The sequence below is a fragment of the Haloferula luteola genome (assembly GCF_014201715.1).
GTDB classification, from domain to species: Bacteria; Verrucomicrobiota; Verrucomicrobiia; order Verrucomicrobiales; family Akkermansiaceae; genus Haloferula; species Haloferula luteola.
In genome coordinates this window covers 302,602-318,242 of the sequence record NZ_JACHFD010000001.1, presented here as the reverse complement: position 1 = coordinate 318,242, position 15,641 = coordinate 302,602, and the positions used below count along the sequence as shown (strand labels likewise).

Annotated in this window: 9 protein-coding genes; 4 read left to right on the top strand and 5 right to left on the bottom strand. The window is 57.7% G+C overall.

What is annotated here, in order from left to right; all coding sequences use genetic code 11:
* Positions 1-5 precede the first annotated feature (5 nt).
* From HNR46_RS01370 to HNR46_RS01355, 4 genes are all read right to left on the bottom strand, one after another.
* Positions 6-1,418, bottom strand: coding sequence for a glycoside hydrolase family 30 protein (locus HNR46_RS01370; protein WP_184015065.1), 1,413 nt, complete (start codon positions 1,416-1,418; stop codon positions 6-8).
* 110 nt (positions 1,419-1,528) lie between these two features.
* Positions 1,529-2,275 (bottom strand): hypothetical protein, encoded by a 747-nt coding sequence (locus HNR46_RS01365; protein ID WP_184015063.1) that lies wholly within the window; start codon positions 2,273-2,275, stop codon positions 1,529-1,531.
* 231 nt (positions 2,276-2,506) lie between these two features.
* Positions 2,507-4,669 carry a serine/threonine-protein kinase gene (locus HNR46_RS01360; RefSeq protein WP_184015061.1) on the bottom strand — a complete coding sequence of 721 codons (2,163 nt, stop codon included), beginning with the start codon at positions 4,667-4,669 and terminating at the stop codon, positions 2,507-2,509.
* The gene (locus HNR46_RS01355; protein WP_184015059.1) at positions 4,659-5,213 is read right to left on the bottom strand and encodes an ECF-type sigma factor; all 555 of its coding nucleotides are present in this window, start codon (positions 5,211-5,213) and stop codon (positions 4,659-4,661) included. The genes HNR46_RS01360 and HNR46_RS01355 overlap by 11 nt, the downstream gene beginning before the upstream one ends.
* Positions 5,214-5,611: 398 nt before the next feature.
* On the opposite strand from HNR46_RS01355, the gene HNR46_RS01350 reads away from it, so the two are divergent.
* From HNR46_RS01350 to HNR46_RS01340, 3 genes are all read left to right on the top strand, one after another.
* Entirely contained in the window at positions 5,612-6,520 is a 909-nt protein-coding gene (locus HNR46_RS01350) for a LamG-like jellyroll fold domain-containing protein (protein ID WP_184015057.1), read from the top strand.
* Between the two features lie 290 nt (positions 6,521-6,810).
* Complete coding sequence (locus HNR46_RS01345) at positions 6,811-7,761, top strand: malate dehydrogenase (RefSeq protein ID WP_184015055.1); 951 nt, start codon at positions 6,811-6,813, stop codon at positions 7,759-7,761.
* 29 nt (positions 7,762-7,790) lie between these two features.
* Complete coding sequence (locus tag HNR46_RS01340) at positions 7,791-8,408, top strand: pyroglutamyl-peptidase I (protein ID WP_184015053.1); 618 nt, start codon at positions 7,791-7,793, stop codon at positions 8,406-8,408.
* A 38-nt stretch (positions 8,409-8,446) separates the two neighbouring features.
* Here HNR46_RS01340 and HNR46_RS01335 read toward each other — a convergent pair whose 3' ends face one another.
* A complete protein-coding gene (locus HNR46_RS01335) occupies positions 8,447-11,284 on the bottom strand; it encodes a glycoside hydrolase family 2 TIM barrel-domain containing protein (RefSeq protein ID WP_184015051.1) in 2,838 nt (945 codons plus the stop codon).
* A 364-nt stretch (positions 11,285-11,648) separates the two neighbouring features.
* Between HNR46_RS01335 and HNR46_RS01330 the strand changes: the two genes are divergently transcribed.
* Complete coding sequence (locus HNR46_RS01330; protein WP_221284949.1) at positions 11,649-15,287, top strand: LamG-like jellyroll fold domain-containing protein; 3,639 nt, start codon at positions 11,649-11,651, stop codon at positions 15,285-15,287.
* Positions 15,288-15,641: the final 354 nt, after the last annotated feature.

Below are 15,641 nucleotides of genomic sequence, written 5' to 3'. Positions count from 1 at the left end.
GCGACTCAAGTCCCTGATGTGACGAAGGTATTGAAGGAACGAGCTGGGAGCATCACCCGATCGGTACGTCGTCCGTCGATGTTCAAAGTCACGGGGTGGTCTTGATCCGAGCGATTGGCGAGGATGACCACGGCCTTTCCGTCGGGGAGAGTGAACGCCAGCTTGTCACCCCAATCGCCTTCCACTTGGGCAAGATGGGAGCCTGGTTCGATGAAGTGGGAGAAATGTTGGTAGAGATAAAAGTAGGGGGTGCGGATGACGGTGCGTTGGCGGGTATCGATCACCACGGGCGAGCACTGAGCCCAGCCGCCCGTGCTGAGACCTGTTTCATCGAGCACTAAGTTCCAGATCATGTTGGAGCTTGCTCCGGCCTCGAACCACTTCTGAGCGAGACCGAATTGATATTCGGCAAACCCCCAGTCGTTTTCGTGATTCCCACATTCGGATTCCGTCTGCATGAGCGGAAGTCGAGGGTGCAACAGGTGGGTCTCTGCCATGGTCGGAGCGGAGTCCCACTGACAACCCAGGCCAGCGAGATATTTGAGAGTCGCCTGGTCAGAGAAACAGGGCTCAACCCAATACGCAAAGCCTCCTCGATCATCGTCATCATTGATGGTCCCCAGATAAATTTCCGTGGCAAGCTTCCGCTCCTCGAAGACTGGACCGAGGTGGTGCCCGATGAATCGAGCCATTTGCTCGCCCGTCCATAGACAGGAGGTGTAGTTGGTGGTCATGTTGGGCTCATTCTGAGGCATGACCATGGAGATAGTGATGCCTTCCTTCGCATATTCCTCGATATAGCGGGCGAAGTAGAGCGCCAGAGCATCGAAGGTCGAGGCGTCGTCCTTGATGTGGTTTTCCTGCCCGGGACCGTGGAGGGAGCCGTTCTCCTTCATCCACGAGGGTGGCGACCAGGGAGAGGCCCACAATTTGAGATCGGGTTGAATCTCTTGTGCGGCTTGGATGAAAGGAATGAGCCATTTCTTGTCTCGTTTGAGACTGAAGTGCTTCATTTCCGTGTCGCCGGCCGTTTCATTGAGTGAATAGAGATCAATCGCATAGTCGCTGGCACCGATCGGAGTTCTGCAAAGGTCGAGTCGGAGCGCTCCGTCCGGATCGAAAAGATCGTGGAGGAGTGCGATTCGATCCGCAGGCCGCAGGGAGTCCATCGCTTTCCACCCTCGCTCATTGAAGCATCCGCCCCAGCCTTCGATTTTCTGGTGGGTGAGCTTGGTGTTGACCAATACCCGCATCGCTTCGCGATCGGCGTAGACACGGGATTCACCCAGTTTTATTTCGGGCATTTCCTGCCAACGTTGGGTGGCGGTCGTGCAAGTCCATCGAAGCGATTCGGCACGGGTGATGGCACAGAAGGGAACGAGGAAGAGGACGGCGAGGCGGGAAGAAGGGATCAGCATAGGAGTTGCCATGAAGAACCCGGAACGCATGGCAAATCCGTCAGGCGAGAGCAAAAAAGCCGTCTTGGTGTTCTCCAAGACGGCCCGGGGGAAGGAGGGGGGCGTGAAAATCAGTCGCGACGTCGACGCAGAAGCCCCAGAGCACTCAAGCTTCCCAGCAGAGAGAGGGTCGGCTCGGGAACGGGAGTGATCGCAATGTTGTCAATGACGGACCATGAGTCCGTATTGGCGGGGCGGTAATTGTTGAAACTGAGAAAGAGCTGCTGGCTGCCGGCAGACGACAGGTCAAGCGTGGCTTCGTAGGAACTAATCATGTCGTCTGCGGACGTCGTCGGACCGAACGAGAAGCTGGAAGAATCCAGCAAGGTTATGCCCGTGGTTCCGGAATCGAGAGATGCCGTGTAGAGGCTCGCGTTCTCGTCAGGTGTGAAACTTCCAGACCCATCGTAGGAATAGATGGCCACCGTGATCCCGAGGGTTCGGCCGCCTGGATCGTCGTCAGGTTGCCCGAAGTCAAAATTGACGGTGAGCTGGGTCGTTCCAGGGTCGGCAGTCCCGATGGATTGATAGATCCAGTTTCCGACCAAGGGATCGGCCGAGGTGGTGTTTTGGATGCCCCCGGATTCATAAGAACCCAGAATCACGATGCCGGTGCCGTTGGGCGTTTGTCCGGCGTTGTTGGATTGCCAGCTTCCTTGCCAGAAGGTGCCGTTGCTCGTGTCGAACCAACTGGTGACATCGTCTTGATTGTCACCGGCAGCGTTGAAATCTCCGTTGGTCAGGGTCAGGGCGCCGTAGACCGATGGAGCGAAGATCGCGAGGCTGGCCAAGAGGCCGGACCGAAAGGTGCCTTTCATAGGGTATGGGTTGGGAGTTCTGGATGGATTGGAATTCTGGATTTTCTGGGTGGTTGTCCTGCTTCCGATGGCTGGGATTCGGAAGAAAGAGGACTTCCTCAAAGGGGAAGGAGCGGAATCCCCAGAAGAAACCCGACACTCCATGCGGAAATTTTTTCTGAGTCGTAAGAGTCGATAGGATGCGCGCCCATTTCCGCTCAGAAAATCCGGATCCGACCCGGAGCGACCTCATCAGCGGTGAGTCCTCGCTTCCTCGAGCAAAAGTTGGACGTTGACCCAATCGAACCAAAAGCCGCTTTGGGTGCCTCCCAGTTCTCGAATGTCGTCGAGGTGTCCCTGCGCTTCCTGAGCGGCTTCGGCGAGGAGCAGCTCGAATTCCTCGTTGCGACCCTGATTGCGGGCAATCATCGACAAAACGATGCGCGCTGAAATGGGGCAGGTAGGGTTGACCGGGGGCTGTTGCAGGCATAGTTCCGCCCAATTCCGCGCATCCTCATCCTGCCCCATGCGAAATCGGAGCAGTTCGAGAGCGAAGCAACTCCAGGCCCGTAGATCGGGATCGCGCCAAGTCCGACTCTGGTGATTTTCAAGGGCATTCTGAACCCGCATGGCGAGCGGTTGGAGGCGATCTAATAGATCTGAATTGGCAGGACGCAGGAGAGATCCTTTGAGGACCTGTTCCGCGACGACGGGTTGGTGGGTGTCGGCAAATCGCTGAAGCGTGATGTGGCGAAACCAGTCGTATCGTTGAAGATCGCCGGAGCGACAGACCGCGGTGGCACCGGGCAGGAGATCCATCGAGACGGTCTCGGTATCGGTGGGATCGACGCGCGCCAAGGCGACGGCCATGGCAAGGAAGCGTTCATCGGCTTGTTGCTGGCGGCCGGCTCGGAGGTGCCATTCGGCTACCGCCCGGTTGGTGTGAACCGCTTCAAGAGAGGGTGGGGTTTGTTCGACGGGAATGCCGGAGAGCCATCGGGATGCTTCGGTCCAATCGTGGTAATGGACCCTTACGGCAGCTTCGGCGACACGCGATCGGATCTCCGCACGTTGCCGTAGTTGGGCTTCGGACGCGAGGGCTCGCTCGGCCAGGGAGCGGGCGGATTTTTCCCGAAAGAAGAGGACGGTGGCCACACCCAGACCTGCAATCAAACCAGCCAGTGCCAAGGCCCCTGCTGAGAATCCGACCCGATGCTTGCGGATGAGTTTGCGCCATCGATAGCGCTGAGAGTGGGGGCGTGCCCGCACGGGTTCATGGTCGAGCCAACGTTGGACATCGGATGCGAGGTCCGAGGCGGATTCATAGCGTAAGGAGGGATCGTGCTGAGTCGCCTTGGCCACCAGCCAGTCGAGTTCGTGATGACAGGCCGCGATCAAGGTGGATTCCTTGAGGCCGAGGAGATTCGCCCAATCGGCGCGTTGTTCCGGAGTCAGGTGGGCCAAAGTCTTGGAGGGGAGCCAGGCGCGCGCTTGTTGGATGGCGAGTCGAATCGTCTTGATGTCTTGATTGCCGAGAGACTCCGGGAGATGTCGTGGGGGGCCAGCGATGAGTTCACTCAGGATGACTCCCAGGCTAAAAAGGTCGCTGCGAGTATCGTGCAGCGGACTCTCCGAGGCCTGTTCGGGGCTCATGTAAGAAGGAGTGCCGAGAAACAGATCGCGACCATCGGATGGCCGAGAATCGAGTTCCAGGGCGAGGCCAAAGTCGATGACTCTTGGTACCGCCACCGAGTCGTGAAGCTCGACCAGCAAATTGGAGGGTTTGAGGTCGCGATGAACTACGCCTCGTTGATGGGCGTGCTGAAGGGCGCGACAGATTTTGACAAAGAGTTCGAGCCGTGACTGCAAGGGGAGATGATGGAGACGGCAAAATTCGGTAAGCGCCGTACCATGAACGCACTCCATCACGAGATAGGGACGGCCATCGGGGAATGAATCGGCATCCAGAATCCTGGCAATGTGAGGATGGGCTAGGGAGGCGAGAGCTTGGCTTTCCGCGCGAAGACGCGCCCTTCCTTCAGGAGATTCGAGACCGACGCGGAGGATCTTGATCGCGACCTCCCGGTTGACGGGTTCCAGTTGTTCGGCGCGATAGACGACTCCGCAGCCCCCCTCGCCGAGGCGTTCGATGAGTCGGTAACGACCCACGCCGATGTCGAGATCGGTGGCCTCCAGCGATTCGGCTCGGGTGGCCCCTTCGTGGGGACGGAATTCAAAGAAGGAGTCGGCCTCCTCTTGAACGGCGAGGAGGGTTTCCAGACGAGCTCGCAGATCGGGATCGCCAGCCGTGGTGTGATCGAGAAATCGTCGGCGTTCTTCGTGGGTCGAGAATCCCGCTGCCGCCTCGAAGAGCAAACGCTCAAGAGGGATGGAGGGGTCAAGGTCAGTGGGCATCGCGAATGAAAAGGAGGAGTCGGGCCTTGGCATAGGCCCAGTGCCGTTCGATGGTTCGCTCACTCACTCCGTCCATTTTGGCGATTTCTTTGTTGGTGAGACCGCCGAAGAATTTTAGCGAAACGACGCGGGCGACATCGGGGTCATCTTTTTCTAAGATGGTGAGGGCTTCATCGATTTGCAGGATCCGCTCGTCTTCACCCGTGGCCGCGATGTCGAGTTGATCGAGGTCGAGGAGGGGGATCCCTTCGCCACGTTTGAGGGCCGACTTTTCACGTACGCGATCCACGAGGATTCGCCGCATCGCTTGGGCTGCGGCTCTGAAGAAGTGTTCACGGTCATTCCAGGCGAGATCCTCATGGCCAAGTTTGAGCCATGCTTCATGCACGAGGGCGGTGGGTTGAAGGGTCTGGTGGGCGCGCTCGCGGGCCATTTGCCGGGCGGCAAGGCTGCGAAGTTCATCATACACCAAGGGTAGAAGCTGTGAGGAGACGAGCCCGCCGGAGGGGTGGGCGGATTTGAGGATGTCGAGATCGTCGGACATGGCATCAGGCAGCGAAACGAGGAAGGGTTTGTCAGATCGCGGCACTCACGGGAGAATTTCTGCCCGCTTGTGCAGGAAGCTTGCCGTGGGGCCCCGTGCCTGCTCCCTTGCGGCCGGTGGCTCTATGAGTTGAAAATGACGGTTCTCGATGGGGGGAGGCAATCGTGATCTTCGTCCTGATTCACAAGGAAGTCCCGCATCAAGGAAGGTAAGGTCGATTTCGATATCGTCGAAGGTGTCTAACGAATGGACATCTGAATGGGGCGCTTTGCGGATGCAGGTGGCATAGGCTCCGCTGCGCTGCGGATTCCATCAGGGCGTGGTGCCCTGGTGATCGCGATGCGTTTCATGGCGGAAGCGTGAAACGAGGAGACGATTGCATTGCCATTTGCTACCTCATGAAGAAATTCCCTAAATCCTCATTGCGCGCCCCCGGTTCTCATCGTCGGGTGCTTGGTTACCTTGCCGGTGCTGTCCTTATCAGTAGTTGTCCGATTTCAGCCTCCACGGTGGTGTATTTGCCGTTTGATGACGGCAGCGACGGCACTCTGCTGTGGAACCAAGGCGGAGACACCGCCGATCTCGCGGGCACGGACGATCCGTTTCATACCTATGCCGACTACACTTCACCCACGTATGTGTCGAATGTTCCAGTGTCGGTCATCCCTCAGACGGGTGCCGCCAACACGCTGAGTCTTGATTTCAGCGGCAACCGTGACATTTACACCAGTGCTGCCGGACCTTTGGTGACGGGTGACTACAGTTCCAGTAGTCTTACGATCCAAGCCTACTTCCAGTTCGATTCCCTTGGTGGGTATCAGACGATTCTGGGGAGGGATGACTACGCGGTGGAGATTGCGGGTTCCGAGGCGCTCTTCTACCTGCAAAAGACGGATTCCAATGTGATCCGGGCCTATTTTGCCACGACGGGGGGAGACTACGTGAATGTGGCGGGCTCGACAGTCCTGGAAGCCGGGCAGTGGTATGCGTTGGCGATGGTGGCGGATATCTCGACGGGTACCGTGTCACTTTTTCTCGATAATCTTTCCGACGGAAACGGGAACTACATCCTCGATGGGAGCGCAACTGGGTACGATGGTCTCTATGATTCGACGGCCGACCAGTCGTGGTCAATCGGCCGCGGCTACTACGGTGGCAATGGCGACTTTGTGGACGGCCAGATCGATGAGGTAACGATCAGCGATTCGGCTCTCGCGATGTCCGAGTTCATGAATGTTCCCGAACCATCCAGTGCCTTGCTCGGAGGCTGCGGGCTGTTGGTATGGCTGCGCCGTCGCCGGGCTTGATGGCTTGATGAGTGTGCATTGAAACTCTCGTGCGCATTTTTTCCGCCGCCGGGTTCCGGGGACTCGGCGGCGGCTTCATTTTCAACGAAGTGCTGTCTCGATGCGAGATACTTGAGAAATAGGAGATCCGTGGGCGAGGTTGGTACGATTGTGGCTAGGGCCGAGGTCCAAAAAAACCACCCGTGGGGCGGTCCGGACCTGAGAGCTTCTAGATTCTTCGGTTCCGGGCCGCTTCCATTGTTCCCAGGCAGTGCCTTCTGACGTCCTCCACGAAATCCTCTCGATCCTCGATGAAAGTCACCATTATCGGTCCCGGAGCTGTGGGGATGGTTCTTGCTTACACATTGGTATTGAGAGCGATCGCGCGAGAAGTGGTCTTGGTGGGGAGAAATCGAGCCAAGGCGGAAGGGGAGGCGCTGGATTTGATGCACGCGCAGACGTTTCTGGAGGTGCCTGTGAAAGTCAGGGCCGGAGAGATCGAAGATGCGGAGGGCAGCGAAGTGGTCGTGGTTTGCGCCTCGGTCCCGATGGGAAAAGAGTTTTCAAATCGGAACGAGCTGCTTCGTGGAAATGTGGAGTTGATGCAGGCGTTGCTTCCTCGTTTGGGAAGAGTTGCACCTGCTGCCAAGTTATTGATGGTCAGTAATCCGGTGGATGCATTGACGTGGTGGGCAAAGGAACTCACAGGGTTTCCTGCAGAGCGCGTCATGGGAACCGGGACCTTGGTCGATTCGGTGCGGTTGAGAGAATTGCTTTCGGAGACCATCGGCATCCACCCTCAGGACTTGAGGACCTACATTTTGGGTGAGCATGGCGATCATCAATTCGCGGCTCTCAGTGTGGCGGGTGTTGGTGGAGAGCGGATCGATGACACCGTGGAGAGGAGGGGATTGTTCGAGAGGGCGAAATTCGGGGGATTTGAGGTCTTTTCGAAGAAGGGAAATACTTCCTATACGGTGGGATTGGCTGCGGCGTATATCGTGAAATCGATCCTGATGGACGAACGAAGGACCATGCCGGTGAGTGTGCAGGTGAAGGGCTATCTGGGAGTCGATGAAGTCTACTTGAGCCTACCCGTCGTGATCGGGAGAAATGGCATTGAGCGGTATCTCTACCCCGAGCTGAATGACGAAGAAAGGCAATCGTTCCTGCGGGCCGCGGCAGCGGTCAACAGTGCCATTCAAGAGATTCGCTCTTCCTGTCTTGAGGGAGTTGCTCCCTCGCCATGTCCTCTCGGGTAGATTCGGGTCGATGAAGTAAAAGGAAGGGCATGAAGAAAGTACTGCTTTCCGCGTTTGAGCCGTTTGGGGGAGATGCCACCAATACCTCGCTGCAAGTCGCAGAGGCTCTGAGAAACGAGCAAATTCCGGGGGTGCAACTGCAGATGGTTGAGTTGCCGGTCGTGCGATTTGAGGCACCCAAGCAGCTGATACGCGTCATCCAGGAGGAACGTCCGGACTTGGTGGTGATGTTGGGGGAGGCGGGAGGTCGGCGAGGGATCTCGCCTGAACGAGTGGCGATCAATCTCGATGACTATCCCATTCCCGACAATGGGGGCTTTCAGCCGTGCGATGAAGCGATCGTATCCGGCGGCCCCGTGGGGTATTTTTCCACTCTCCCCCTTCGGGCAATCCTTGGGCGGTGGAAGGATGCGATGATCCCTGCTGAAATTTCCAATACGGCGGGGCTCTATCTTTGCAATCACCTGTTCTATCAGGTCATGCACTACCTCGCAACGCAGGGCCCAAGCGTGCCCGCCGGATTTGTTCATGTTCCGCGTCTCAGAGAAGGAGAGGTGAAGGAGCCAACCGTGGGGTTTGATCAGTGCGTTGATGCGATTCGTTTGCTGGTGGAAGAGGTGATCGAGCGCCGTTCGGCCTGGGTTTGACTCGGCGAGGGTCGATTCACCTTTGCAGGATTGCCGCTTCAGTGTTTCACCTCGAAGGAGAGGGTCGCGCTCTTGAGTCCATCGGCCTCCGCGCTGAGTTGGATTTCGCCCATATTTCCTTGGGGCCGGATGATCGCGAGGCAGCGTCCTTGCCAGGTGATGCATGAGGGTTGTTGGAAGCTGGCCGGTTCATGGGGTCGGGCATTGGCCTGCCCAGCCAGCTCCCCTTCACCGGTGACGGAGAAGTGAATGGAGATCCGAGCATCCGGCACTCGCCGGCCGTGGTCATCGACCACTTCAACCGTGACGTAGGAAAGGTCCTGCCGATCGGCGTGAAGTGTGGAGCGGTCGGCTACGAGTCGGATGGCAGCGGGCTTACCCGTGGTGACAAGTCGAGTTTCCGCGACTGGCCGTCCATTGCGCAGGCCGATGGCTTTGAGCTCACCGGGCTCGTAAGGCACTTCGAAGTGGGCAGTGAGTTTGGATTCGCCCGTGATTCGTTGTTCCCCGACAGTGCGGCCATTGAGCTCAAGCCGTACTTTTTCGCAGCGTGAGTAGACGGAGATCTGGCGTGTTCTTTGGTCCTCTTCCCGAGGGTTCCAGTTTTCCGACTCCTTGGGCCAGGCCCATCCACTGAGGACTTCAGTAAGGCCAGCGGGGATCGGGTCGTGGACAAACAAGGCGATGTCTCGGCGATTCCACAGTACGTCGCGATAGTATGATTGAGGTTTTTTGAAACCACAAAGGTCAAGATCTCCACTCCAGGCGTTGGTCCACGGCCAGCCCATGAAGAAGGGATTGGCTTCGTTGCTAAGGACACTGTGGGCCAATCCAGCCTCTCCGAGGTAGTCGAAGGCGGTCCAAACAAAGTCACCGATCACGTAGGGGTGCTGCTCAACGGCGGACCAGTCGTTGAAGGCCTCCTTGGGGTAGGACTCGGTGCCAAGCATGATTCGGTCGGGTGCCTGCCGGTGATCGCTTTCGTATTTGTCGGAAAGGTAGTTGTAGCCAACAACATCGAGGTGGTGAAAGCCCTCTTTGGAAACCTCGTCCCAGGGTTCGATGCGATGGAAGGCCTGGGTCAGTGGGCGGGTGGTGTCATGCTGGAGCACCTCTTTGCGCAGCAGGGGACCGATTTCCGGAGCCCGGAATTGTTCGGGGATTTCGTTTCCGACCGACCACATGATCACGGAAGGATGATTGCGGTCACGCCGAACCATCGCGGCCAGGTCGCGCGCGTGCCAGTTCGCAAAGAATCGCTGATGTCCTTCCAGGTTGTTCTCCTTGGGTTCGTTCCATTGGTCGAAGGCTTCATCAATGACGAGCAACCCCAAGCGGTCGCATGCATCGAGAAGGGCGGTGGAGGGCGGATTGTGACTGCTGCGCAGGGCGTTGAAGCCCTGAGCTTTCAACAATTCGACTTTTCGTTCTTCGGCTCGAGCCAAGGCCAGCGCTCCAAGCGGACCATTGTCGTGGTGAATGCAGCCACCACGGAGAAGGAGCGGTTGGCCATTGAGCAGGAAGCCACGGCGGGCATCGACTTCGATCGAGCGGATGCCGAAGACGGTGGTGATCGCATCCAGGAGTTGGTTCCCGTCAAGGATCTCGGTCACTGCTGTGTAGAGATGGGGTGAGTCAGGCGTCCAAAGCAGCGGAGAGGGGACGGCGATCTCGAGTTGGGGAATGTGAGTTTCTCCACCACGGATCTCCACTGGAGTGCGGGTGCTGCCGACGGATTTTCCTGCAGGATCAAGGATGCGCACTTGAGCGAGCAATTGTCGTGGAGACGCTTCGCCGTTGGTGATCTCGGCGGAGACTCGAACTACGGCCTTTTGAGGTGTGACGGTGGGTGTCGTCACGAACGTTCCCCAAGTTGGAATGTGAACGGGATGGGTCACTCGAAGCTGGACGGAGCGGTAGATTCCGGATCCGGAATACCAGCGGCTATTCTGGCCCTCGTTGCGAACCTTCACCGCGAGAACATTGGGTTCTCCAGAGGGGTTGAGGAAAGGGCTGAGATCGAGCTCGAAGCCCGTATAGCCGTGAGGATGGTCCCCTAGAGAGTGTCCATTGATCCAAACTTCGGAATTCATGTAGATGCCATCGAAGATCACAGCGACACGCTGCCCTTTTTCTGGGAGCGTGAAGGATTTTCGGTACCAGCCGGTCCCACCCACGGTGAATCCCGTAAAATGGCGGTTGGATGCGGCGACAGGGTCGAAGGGGCCGACCCTTTCGGAGGGAGTTCCGGCAGCCAGGATCCCACCTCGATTGGCTCCATCAAAGACGCGGACCGCAAGAGTCAGGAGACCATCGGCTCCTACCAGCGAGGCTGGCACCCGATAACGGCGGGGAACTTCATCGGCCCAGTGATATTGGGGAGGGAAGGACCCTGTGCCACCGATGCGAGTGCCGTTGACCCACGTTTCGTCAACGTCGTCGATTTTTCCAAGAAGTAGGTCCAGATCCTTGCCGCGGAGGGCTTGTGGTACCTCAAGAGTCCTGCGGTACCAACCATAGACGTTGTCTTGGTCGGACTGACCGTGGTTTTCCCAAGCGTCGGGAAGGGTGACTTTGGACCAAGCGGTGTCGTCGAAATCCCGTTGGCTCCATGCTTGTTGGTCGCCGGGCATGAACCGCCACTCCCCGGCGACGGCCTCCAGCTCCGGAATCGACCCATCCTGAGCCGGGAGGTCTTCAATGCTCCAGTCGTGAGGGAGGTCGAGTGTCCTCCAATCGGAGTCATCGAAGGACAGCTGCTCAGCGCCAGGCCGATCTCCACGGAGAAATTTCCAATCGGCGTTGAAGTCGATGGTTTCCGCGGAGCCGATCAAAATGCCCGCGAGGTAACAGAGAGAGAAGAAGGATTTTAACATGGTCAGGGAGCTACGGGAGCAAGGGGAGCGAGGTTCCTTTCACGCTTACGAACCCGCTTTCATGGCGAGACCCGACAGAGAAAAGATCCAGTTCTTGTGATTCCGCACAAATCCGAAAAGAGCGGGGTTGTCTTCTAAGTGGATACCAGAGGATTGCTAAGTGAAACGTTTCTTGGTACGCGGACCGCTAAGCACGGTCCCCCTGCATCGGGATCCTGAAGAGTTCACGGAAGACGAGGTCATCGACCTCTTTTGAGGAATGCTTTGGGATCCTGATCTCCCCCTGGAAAGGTCTTCTGGTTGAGACGATGGAATTCTGGGGTAGTTTGTGAGTCACCAAAAATCAACGTTTTAGATGAATCAGATGAGTCGCCGCGATGGCGGAGTTTCCTCCCGAGTTTGGATCCTTTCGACGGCCGCCCTGTTGGGGGCGGCAGGTCTGGCGCGGGCTCAGGACCGAAGCCTGTTTTTCGATGTCGATGCGCCCGGGGAGGACAAAGCGATCGACCTTTGGGGATTGGATACGGCGTGGCTCAGTGAGGGCAATGTCCGAAGAGGGGTGGAGTTTATGGGGAAACCCCAGGTCGACTTGATCCGGTTTTCGTTCACACCCGATTCGGCATTGGAGGACGGTGATTTGAGCGCCGCGGCACAAGCCGAGTTCGACGCGCGCATGGCGATCGTCGATAATTACACGGAGGAGGACACAGAGCTCTATTTCAACAGCGATGCTGCCGACAACGGGATCGCCAGCTGGTTCCGGCTCGGTGATGGCACCACGGATGCCTACAAGTGGGCACAGCTGATCGATGTGACTCGCCAGAAGTGCGAAGACGCGGGACGTACGGTGCTTTCCGTCGCCCCGTTCAATGAACCTGACGACGGTTTCCTGAACCAGGGGACGGTGACGCGATTGGGGGACATCTGCTGGCAGTTGCGATTTGGTGATTTTTCGGCGGCATTCAGCGACATCCGGCTTTGTTCAAGCGCTCTGAACTGTGACAACGCCTACTATTGGTATGATGTTTACGATTTCATGGACGAAGGGAACACTCACCAGTTGGCGGGCACCTTCGACAGCTATGCCGCTTTCTATCAGTCGGTCATCGCCAATGGAGATGTCGCGACCAATGACGAGCTTCACAACGTGATGGAGGCCATGGTGGGGATCGAATATGGCGTCAGCGTGGGCATTTGGTGGGGAACTGCCGAGTACACGCGGGGGCAGTTTGTCCAGGCTAGTGACGGCGAGCGCCTCGGCTATGCGGAACACCGACCTAACTGGTCGGCTGCTTCCGTTTACCGGGCTCCGGACGGCAGCGTGAAAGGGTTTGTGGGCGCATCAGAGCGCCAGGCCGTGACCACAGACTTCCGATTCGTCTCGACAGCTCGAGATGTGTTCTTTGATGGTCAGGGTCCGCAACGCGCCTATATTCAACAGGTGCCAGGTGGCAATGGCTACTGGGTGGACCAACCCAATGCAGAAAAGATGGTGAACATCACCTGGGGAGACGATATTGAACCGGTGGTGGGGGGGCGCTATTTCCTGGTGTCTCGGAGCAGCGGCAAGGTCGTGGAAGTCGCCGGTGGTGGCACTGAGAACGGCACCAATATCCAGCAAGGGAATTTCACCGGGACGGAAGCCCAGCAGTGGGACATTCAACCGGTGGACTCTCGTATTGGGGGCGACTTCAACTATTTCACCATGACGGCGGCTCACAATGGGAAGTCGACCGACATTTACAACTACTCGCTGGATGATGGCGGCGATGTTCGCCTGTGGGATGCGGCGTCTGGGGTGAACCAGCAGTGGGTGACTGAATACGTGGAGGACGGGTATTTTCGTCTGAGGAGCCGCTGGAGCGGACTCTATCTCGAAGTGGCCGATCGCTCTGCGGATGCGGGTGCCAATGTTCAACAAGGGGTATTGGATGGGGAAGCGAATCAGGAATGGCGTCTGATTCCCGCTTCTGCTGGTGCCTACGATTTCGAGGCCCCTCCTGCACCTGCTTCAGTCGTGGCCACTCCTCGTGAAGTCGCCATCGACCTGAGTTGGGATCCGGTGATTGTGGCCGACCTGGCTGGCTATGAAGTGCTGCGTTCGGAGACTCTTGGGGGGCCGTATGAAATGATTGGCCGTGGAGTGGCAGGAACGACGTTTACCGATGGCAAAGTGCTGGAGGGTCATACCTACCACTATGTGGTGAAAGCAGCGGATCATTCGCTGAATCGCTCCGTGGCTTCGGCAGAATCGAGTGCCTCTCCCCAAGGGGGTGAAACTTTGGTCGCCCATCTGCCGTTCGATGGTGACGGGAGTGACGCTTCCGGTAACGGACATGAGGGGTTGATCGGAGGTCAGGGTCGGTTTGGGCGCGGTCACGTTGGCAGTGGGGCATTGATCATGGATGGTGAGACTCAGGTCACTTTGCCCGCGACGGTTGCCAGCCACGACGCACTGACCGTTGCCGGCTGGGTCTGGTGGAGTGGAGGGGATGATTGGCAGCGGATCTTCGATTTCGGAAACGGCACGGAGTCCTACTTCTTCCTCAGTCCGAAGGCTGGCGACGGAAACCTGAGATTTGAAATTCAACATGGTGGCGTCCAACACCAGCTCAACACCACGGTTCTACCGAGTGGTCGTTGGGTACACGTGGCAGTGACTCTCGGTGACACCGCCTGCATCTATGTCGATGGAGAGCTCTCCGCAGAGTCGGAAACCTTGAGCGTTCATCCATCGGATGTGAATCCGGTGCTCAATTTGATTGGAGACAGCCAGTATGACGCCGACCCGATGTTCCAAGGCATGCTCGATGATTTCCGTGTCTACAACCAGACGTTGAGTGCCGGCGAAGTCGCGGCCTTGTCGGTGACCGCACCGGCAACTTCAACGGGCACCGTGGCTTTCTGGAACTTTGAAGATGGAGTCGCGGGGCAATCCTTCACTCCAGTAGGTGCAGTGGCGCAATCTGGAGGCTCTTACGATTTGGTGAGCGGGATTCTGATGCGTGGCTACAGCGCCACCTATGGCCCCAGCTGGAGTGCTGACGCCCCACCCAACGGAGATCAGTTGGCCATGAGCGCGGCGGACAACGCCCAAGACGGCTATGTGATTGATGGCCCCTTGGTTGGATGGTCACCGACCGAATGGACCATCGAATGCACGGTACTCCTCGAAGAGATCAGCGATTGGAAAACCTTGATTGGAATTGATGGCTCAAGTCAGGAGGATGTTTCTGCCGATTTTTATCTCCAGAAAAACGGGGTCAACAACCGCTTCCGCATCAATTTCGATACCGTGGGGGGACAGCGTTGGACTTTGGACGGCACCCCAAGCGTCCTGGCGAACACTTGGTATGCACTGGCCGTGACCAGCGATGGCGTGACCCTCAAGATGTGGCTCGATAGCGGTTCCGGTTACCAGCAAGTTGGAAGCCTTGATATCTCCGCGCAATCCCCCGCTGAAAATGCCCTGCCCGGTTCTCCGATGGCCTGGTTGTTTGGACGCGGTTGGTATGATGGAGCCCAAGTGAATCGCATCGATGGCCGCATGGACAATGTCAGGTTCACCGAGGGAGTTCTGACAGTGGAACAGATGATTCCTTTGAACCCGCTCACCGATCCTGCAGAGGTTTGGCGCAGCGAGCATTTTGGTACGACTGCCAATTTGGGCAATGCGGCTGATGACGCCGACCCGGACGGAGATGGTGTCGTGAACCTCCTTGAGCGTGCCTTCGGCGGTGATCCGAATGGGGCGGATCCGACGGTGCTTCCGGTCGTCAACGATGGCGCGGAGCGGTTGAGCCTCGAGTATCCTCGGTCTTTGGCGGCGACGGATTTGACCTGGACGGTGGAAGAGTCGGCAACTCTTGAAGGAGACTGGGTGTCGGCCATGGGTTCGGAGGAGATCTTGTCGAGCGATGGAAGTGTGGAGTTGGTTCGCTTCACACGCCCGGCAGACACGGCAAGTAAGCTGTTCCTTCGCTTGAGAGTCACGGCTCCCTGAGGAGTTCAAAATGGGAGCCTCCCGCGCACGCCTTCTCCAACGGGGGGGGCGTGCGCATTCCTGGCTGAACGGAAAAGGCCCTTTCCAGTGCCTTGAGCTGAAGGCGCTTCCATGTTCAGGGTTCACGCCAGCTCTTCAGTGCTTCGCGAAAGTCGTTCAACGACGAAGCTTACGATAGAGCGCCTCTTGCGCATTTGCGCTGATCTCCACTCTGAGTTCCCCGAGTGTTGAGATCGTTCTCCGCTGGTGACGGGGCGGACTTGGTGAATGTTAAAGCTCGTCAGGGCACGGTCTGAAACAGGCTCGGTGTCCTCGAACGCTTCCAGAAAGAAGCGGGTGCGGAGTTTTTCAAGA

Bases quoted from the DNA above. Each gene is read 5' to 3' on its own strand.
- HNR46_RS01335 (WP_184015051.1), bottom strand. From the start codon at position 11,284: ATGTTAAAATCCTTCTTCTCTCTCTGTTACCTCGCGGGCATTTTGATC.
- HNR46_RS01365 (WP_184015063.1), bottom strand. From the start codon at position 2,275: ATGAAAGGCACCTTTCGGTCCGGCCTCTTGGCCAGCCTCGCGATCTTC.
- HNR46_RS01360 (WP_184015061.1), bottom strand. From the start codon at position 4,669: ATGCCCACTGACCTTGACCCCTCCATCCCTCTTGAGCGTTTGCTCTTC.
- HNR46_RS01345 (WP_184015055.1), top strand. From the start codon at position 6,811: ATGAAAGTCACCATTATCGGTCCCGGAGCTGTGGGGATGGTTCTTGCT.
- HNR46_RS01355 (WP_184015059.1), bottom strand. From the start codon at position 5,213: ATGTCCGACGATCTCGACATCCTCAAATCCGCCCACCCCTCCGGCGGG.
- HNR46_RS01350 (WP_184015057.1), top strand. From the start codon at position 5,612: ATGAAGAAATTCCCTAAATCCTCATTGCGCGCCCCCGGTTCTCATCGT.
- HNR46_RS01330 (WP_221284949.1), top strand. From the start codon at position 11,649: ATGAGTCGCCGCGATGGCGGAGTTTCCTCCCGAGTTTGGATCCTTTCG.
- HNR46_RS01370 (WP_184015065.1), bottom strand. From the start codon at position 1,418: ATGCTGATCCCTTCTTCCCGCCTCGCCGTCCTCTTCCTCGTTCCCTTC.
- HNR46_RS01340 (WP_184015053.1), top strand. From the start codon at position 7,791: ATGAAGAAAGTACTGCTTTCCGCGTTTGAGCCGTTTGGGGGAGATGCC.